General features: G+C 65.9%; 7 protein-coding genes. 3 read left to right on the top strand and 4 right to left on the bottom strand.

Annotated features, from left to right (window positions below; all coding sequences use genetic code 11):
• The 3 genes from QZ184_RS09760 to QZ184_RS09750 form a co-directional block, all read right to left on the bottom strand.
• Positions 1–2,040 (bottom strand): PBP1A family penicillin-binding protein (locus QZ184_RS09760; RefSeq protein ID WP_296419360.1); only part of this gene is annotated, 2,040 nt, incomplete at its 3' end.
• Positions 2,037–2,960 carry a chlorophyll synthase ChlG gene (chlG, locus tag QZ184_RS09755; RefSeq protein ID WP_247479764.1) on the bottom strand — a complete coding sequence of 308 codons (924 nt, stop codon included), beginning with the start codon at positions 2,958–2,960 and terminating at the stop codon, positions 2,037–2,039. The genes chlG and QZ184_RS09760, both read right to left, overlap by 4 nt.
• Before the next feature lie 71 nt (positions 2,961–3,031).
• Positions 3,032–3,244, bottom strand: coding sequence for a cytochrome b6f subunit family protein (locus tag QZ184_RS09750; RefSeq protein WP_010312876.1), 213 nt, complete (start codon positions 3,242–3,244; stop codon positions 3,032–3,034).
• A 54-nt stretch (positions 3,245–3,298) separates the two neighbouring features.
• Between QZ184_RS09750 and hisF the strand changes: the two genes are divergently transcribed.
• Genes hisF through ubiE form a run of 3 tightly spaced genes read left to right on the top strand, consistent with a single transcriptional unit; the run spans position 3,299 to position 5,165 of the window.
• Complete coding sequence (gene hisF / locus QZ184_RS09745) at positions 3,299–4,090, top strand: imidazole glycerol phosphate synthase subunit HisF (RefSeq protein WP_296419358.1); 792 nt, start codon at positions 3,299–3,301, stop codon at positions 4,088–4,090.
• 39 nt (positions 4,091–4,129) lie between these two features.
• Entirely contained in the window at positions 4,130–4,447 is a 318-nt protein-coding gene (locus QZ184_RS09740) for a hypothetical protein (RefSeq protein ID WP_296416728.1), read from the top strand.
• Complete coding sequence (ubiE, locus tag QZ184_RS09735; RefSeq protein ID WP_296419356.1) at positions 4,431–5,165, top strand: bifunctional demethylmenaquinone methyltransferase/2-methoxy-6-polyprenyl-1,4-benzoquinol methylase UbiE; 735 nt, start codon at positions 4,431–4,433, stop codon at positions 5,163–5,165. Before QZ184_RS09740 ends, ubiE begins: the two co-directional genes overlap by 17 nt.
• 3 nt (positions 5,166–5,168) lie before the next feature.
• On the opposite strand, the gene QZ184_RS09730 is transcribed toward ubiE, so the two are convergent.
• On the bottom strand, positions 5,169–5,510 hold a 342-nt coding region (locus tag QZ184_RS09730), incomplete at its 5' end, for a carbohydrate porin (RefSeq protein WP_296419354.1).

Below are 5,510 nucleotides of genomic sequence, written 5' to 3'. Positions count from 1 at the left end.
ATCCAGCAGATCAAAGCGGCAGTCGACGTAGCGGGGGTTGGTCTGCATGCTTCCGCAGGGGTCCTGGCGCTTGGCCGGCCGTGCTGGAGCCGGTGCGCTCACGCTGGGTTGGCTGGGTGTGGTCGGTGCCGTGGTTTCCTCCGTCGTCTCCTCCACGGGAGTCTCCTCCTCGTCCGGCTTGACCAGCTTGAGGTTTTTGGTGAGGGCCTTCAGTGGATTGAACTTGCCCTTGAGCACCGGCTTGGGCGGGAACTGCTCCACCGGCAGCTCCTTGAGGATCGGGGCCATGTATTCCGACCAGGCCACCACAGCGCGGGAACTGGTGCTCTTGGTCTCTTTGTTGTTGTCGTAGCCCAGCCAGAGGCCGGTGACGAGTTGGGGAACGCCGCCGATGAACCAGAGGTCCCGGCCCCCTTCTGAGGTGCCCGTCTTGCCGGCGGCCGGCCGGCCCGGGGGGACCGCGCCATAGCCCGTGCCGCCGCTGACGACCTTCTGCAGCATCCACAGCATCGCGTCGGCGATGTCGCTTGGGACCACTCGCTTTCCGGGATCACCGTTGACGCGTCGGCTCCAGAGCAGTTCACCGCCCGGGCCCAGGATCTCCTCAAAGGGCGTCGGCTTGATGTAGACGCCGCGGTTGAAGATGCCGGCATAGGCGGCCGTCATGTCCAGGATCGTCTGCTCGGTTGCGCCCACCCCCAACGGGTAGAAGCGGCCCAGCTCCTTGGTGATTCCCAGGCTGTTGGCCGTGGCGATCACCTTGTCGAAGCCCACCTGCTTGAGCAGGCTGACCGAGACGGTGTTGAGCGAGTTCTGCAGTGCCACCCAGAGCGGCACGGTCCCGTAGTACTTGTTCTTGAAGTTTTTCGGGCAGTAGCCGCCGTAGCAAACCTGGCGGTCGGTGATCTTGTCCTCAGGCTTCATGCCCTCTTTCAGGGCCGTTAGGTAGACGAAGAGCTTGAACGTCGAGCCGGGGGAGCGCAGTGCTTGGGAGGCCCGGTTGAACTGGCTGGCGTTGAAGTCCTTGCCGCCCACCATCGAGCGAACCAAGCCGGTCCCCGGTTCCATCGAGACAACCGCCCCTTCCATCGCCCCGGGGGCGTGGCGGTTAATCGTGCTTTGGGCCTTCTCCTGCCAGTCGATGTTCAAGCTGGTGCGAATGGTCAGGCCACCCACCTCGAGTTGCTCCTTGGAGAGCACGTTGGGCAGTTCCTGGGCGACCCAGCTGGTGAAGTAGGGGGCGCGGCTGGTGAAGTACTTCGGCTCCGCCGGCTTCAGCAACAGGGGGGAGCTGTTGGCGCTCTCGAGCTGCAGGTCATCGATGAAGCCGGCCTCGCGCATGCGGCGCAGCACGATCGCCCGGCGCTGCAGGGCCAGGTCGGGATTGACCAGCGGTGAATAGATCGAGGGGGCCGGCGGTAGTCCGGCAATCAGGGCCGCCTCAGGCAGGTTCAGCTCGGAGGGCGTTTTGGAGAAGTAGATCCAGGCGGCATCCGAGACCCCGTAGGCCCCGGCGCCCAGATAGACGTAGTTGAGGTACTGCTGAAGGATCTGCTCCTTGCTCAGCTGGCGCTCGAGCTTGCCGGCCAGCAGCGCTTCCTTGAGCTTGCGAATGATCGTGCGGTCTTGGCTGAGGAAGACCGTGCGCGCCAGCTGCTGGGTGATGGTGCTCGCACCCTCTTCGACCGAGCCGCTGGAGATGTTGCGCACCATCGCCCGGCTGATGCCGATTGGATCGATGCCGTCGTGTTGGTAGAAGCGGCGGTCCTCAGCGGCGATGAAGGCCCGCTGCACCAGCAGGGGCATCTGGCCGGTGACGAGCTTCTCGCGGGTCGCCGGACCGAGCTTTTGAATCACCTGGCCATCGCTGGCCAGCAGGGTCAAGGTGCCAGGGCGGTTGTAGCTGCTGACGCCACGCACATTCGGCAGCAGGCTGTCGACGCTGCGGGTGACGACGGCCTGGGTGAGCCCCACCGCCAGGCCGGCACCGGCTCCGACGAGACCGGCTGAGATCAGCTGCCGCCGGCGCCGCTGCTTCACATCACCACCAGGTCGCTGTGGCCGATGGCCAGAGCGGTGACGAGCATGCCGAGCACCAGGAAGGGCTGGGCGCTGGCTTGATACTTCACGTCAAAGGCCACCGGATCGCGCAGCAGCCAGATGTCCTGGAAGGTGATCTGAGGAACGATCAAGAGCACCAGCAGAACAGCAGCGAAATGTTGGCCGATGGCAATCAACACCGCCACCATCGCCAGCTGAAAGACGTCGATCATTCCGGCGCTGATCCAGCTGGCCCTCTCGATGCCAAAGGCCACGGGTAGCGATTGCAGACCAAGGGCTCGATCTCCCTCGACGCTCTTGAAGTCGTTCACCACGGCAATGCCCAAGCCCGCCAGGGAGTAGGCCAGGGTCAAGAACGCCGTGGTCCAGGTCAGGTGACCAAAGAGGGCCTGGCCGGCCCACCAGGGCAGGGCGATATAGCTCGCGCCCAGGGCGTAGTTCCCCAGCCAGCCGTTCTGCTTGAGCTTCAGCGGGGGAGCCGAATAGATGTAACTGACAAACGAGCCCCCCAGAGCCAGGAGGAAGAGCACGGGGGTGTCGTGGTTGGCCCAACGATCGAGGCCGTAGGCCACGCCGAGGCCGGCCAGCAGCAGCACCCAGATCTGCGCCTTGACCTGCCAGAGGGGGATCGCTCCGGAGGGAATCGGCCGGTAGGGCTCGTTGATCGCGTCGATCTCGCGGTCGTAGTAGTCGTTGATGGTCTGGGTGAACCCAGCCAGCAGCGGGCCGCTCATCACCATGCAGGCGATCGAGGCACCGACCTCAGAGATGCTCCAGTGGAAGTTGCCTGAGGCCGCGGCTCCGCAGAGAACCCCCCAGATCAAAGGAATCCAGGTGACCGGCTTCATCAGCTGAAGCCGGATCTTCCAGATGTTGGTGGTGCCGCTGGCACCTTTCATGCCCAGCAGTTGCCGGGCACCGCCACCAGTGGCGGCGGTGGGGTTGGGGGATTCGCTCACGAAAGGGGGCTTCAGGCGGCGGTGATTTCGTCGTCGAAGAACCAGGTGGTGGTGCCGTTGCTCAGCTCAACCACCACGCCGATGCCCTTGCCATCGGTCACCTTGAAGTCCTTGACGGTGCCGGTGGCATCGCTCTGCAGGGCGGAAACCAGGTCGGCGGGGATGCGATCGCGCACCCGGGTGACCCGCACCTTCGAGCCGACGGTGATGGCAGCCTGGGACATGTCCGGCGCGACGAAAAAGTGGCGCCAGGCTAACCCGCTGCAAGCCTTGCCCCCATGGTCGCCAAACGGATCATTCCCTGCCTGGATGTGGCCGACGGTCGGGTGGTGAAGGGGGTGAACTTTGTTGGCCTGCGCGATGCCGGTGATCCCGTCGAGCTGGCCTGCCGCTACAGCGCCTCCGGGGCCGATGAGTTGGTCTTTCTCGACATCGCCGCCAGCCACCAGGGGCGGGCCACCCTGGTGGATCTGGTGCGGCGCACTGCCGAGGCGGTGACGATCCCCTTCACCGTGGGTGGAGGCATCAGCTCTGTGGAGGGCATCACCGAACTGCTGCGGGCCGGGGCCGACAAGGTCAGCCTCAATTCCTCGGCCGTGCGGGACCCCGAGCTGGTGGCCCGTGGGGCTGAACGCTTTGGCTGCCAGTGCATCGTTGTGGCGATCGACGCCCGTCGCCGTGAGGACGGCTGGGACGTCTATGTCAAAGGTGGCCGCGAGAACACGGGGCTCGATGCGGTCGCCTGGGCGCGCCGCGTGGTGGAGCTGGGCGCCGGGGAGATTCTGTTGACCTCGATGGATGGGGATGGCACCCAGGCGGGCTACGAGCTGAACCTCACCCGGGCGGTCTCCGATGCCGTGGATGTGCCGGTGATTGCCAGCGGCGGCGCCGGCTGCATCGACCACATCGCCCAGGCCCTCGATACCTCACCAGCCGGTGGCCATGCCTCAGCCGCCCTGTTGGCGTCTCTGCTGCATGACGGGGTGCTGACGGTGGAGCAGATCAAGACCGACCTGCTCGGCCGGGGCCTGAACATTCGGCCGCTGGAGGCCGGGTCGCGCGCCGCTTAACCCGCCGTTACAATCCACTCAGCTTTCACCCTCGCACCAGTGCTGGCCCTCGATCAGAGCCATTCCCCAGTGCTGGCCGGAGCCATCGTGCTCGTGGTGATCGTGATGGTGGCCTGGGCCCTGCAGCTCATGCAGGCCGCCAGTGATCGCAAGGAATTCTCCTTGATGTTGGCGGGCTGCATGGTCTGTTCAGCTGCCATTGGTCTGGCGACGGTGATGGTCATGACCTTCACCAGTGCTGAGCGTCTGGAGGCCCAGGGCTATCTCTCGGCCCTTGAAACGAATCAGTCCGAGTTGATGGCGGCGGGTGTCAGTCTCGACTCGATCTCGCTGCCTTGGGATGCCGCCGAGCCCTGAGCCCTTCGCTGCCATCCCGCCTGGCAATCCCGAGGCGGTGCGCGAGCTGTTCGACCGGATCGCCCCGGAATACGACCGGCTGAATGACCTGTTGAGCCTGGGGCTCCATCGCCTCTGGAAGCGTCAGGCCGTGGCTTGGCTGCAGCCAGCCCCGGGGCAGCGCTTGCTGGACCTCTGCTGCGGGACGGGGGATCTCGCGCTGCTGCTCGCCGAGAAGGTGCGCCCGGCGGGCTTGGTCCTTGGGTTGGATGCGGCGGCGGCGCCCCTGGAGCAGGCCCGGCGCCGGGCCTCCCGTTGCCCCTGGCTACCCCTGGAGTTTCGCCTGGCCGATGCCCAGGCCACCGAGCTGTCCGACGCCTGGGCTGACGGTGCTGTGATGGCCTACGGCCTGCGCAATCTGGCGGACCCCGCCGCTGGTCTCCAGGAACTGCGGCGCTTGCTCCGTCCCGGTGGTCGCGCTGCGGTGCTGGATTTCAACCGCGCCCTGAATCCCCAGGGACTGACGGCCCAGTTCCAGCGCGTGTATCTGCGCCAGTTGGTGGTTCCCCTGGCGAAACGCGCTGGCCTGGAGGCCCAGTACGCCTACCTGGAGGACAGCCTGGCGCGCTTCCCCACCGGCCCCCAGCAGGAGCGTTTGGCCATCGAGGCGGGCTTCAGCCACGCGCGGCATCAGCTCCTGGCCGGCGGCCAGATGGGGCTGCTGCAACTGATCGCCTAGGGCTCAGAAGCGGAAGGTGGTTTTGATGAGGGCCCCAAGTTGGTTGAAGCTCTCGCCGCCCGGGGTATTGGCCCCCTGCGGCCGGCTCAGGTAGAAGAGCGCCGGCGTCACCGCCAGGTTGTCGCTGACCTGGAAGGCGTACCACCATTCCCAGACGTAGTTGGCGTCGTTGGCGCCCAGGTCCCCATAGAGGCTGGTGGCATAGGTGGCCTGTCCCACCGCCATGCCGGCGCTGTTGCCTTGCACGAAGGCATTGGTCCACTGGAGCCCGACGGTCCAGGAGCGGCTGTCCTTGGCGAGTCCGTCCCGCTCGACATCGGCGACATAGGTCGTGGTGTTGAAGCC

This window comes from Vulcanococcus sp. DEBay_Sum22DG08_74 (assembly GCF_017852955.1).
GTDB lineage: Bacteria > Cyanobacteriota > Cyanobacteriia > PCC-6307 > Cyanobiaceae > Vulcanococcus.
The sequence above is the reverse complement of the archived record's forward strand: the minus strand, read 5'-3'. Positions and strand labels throughout refer to the sequence as shown.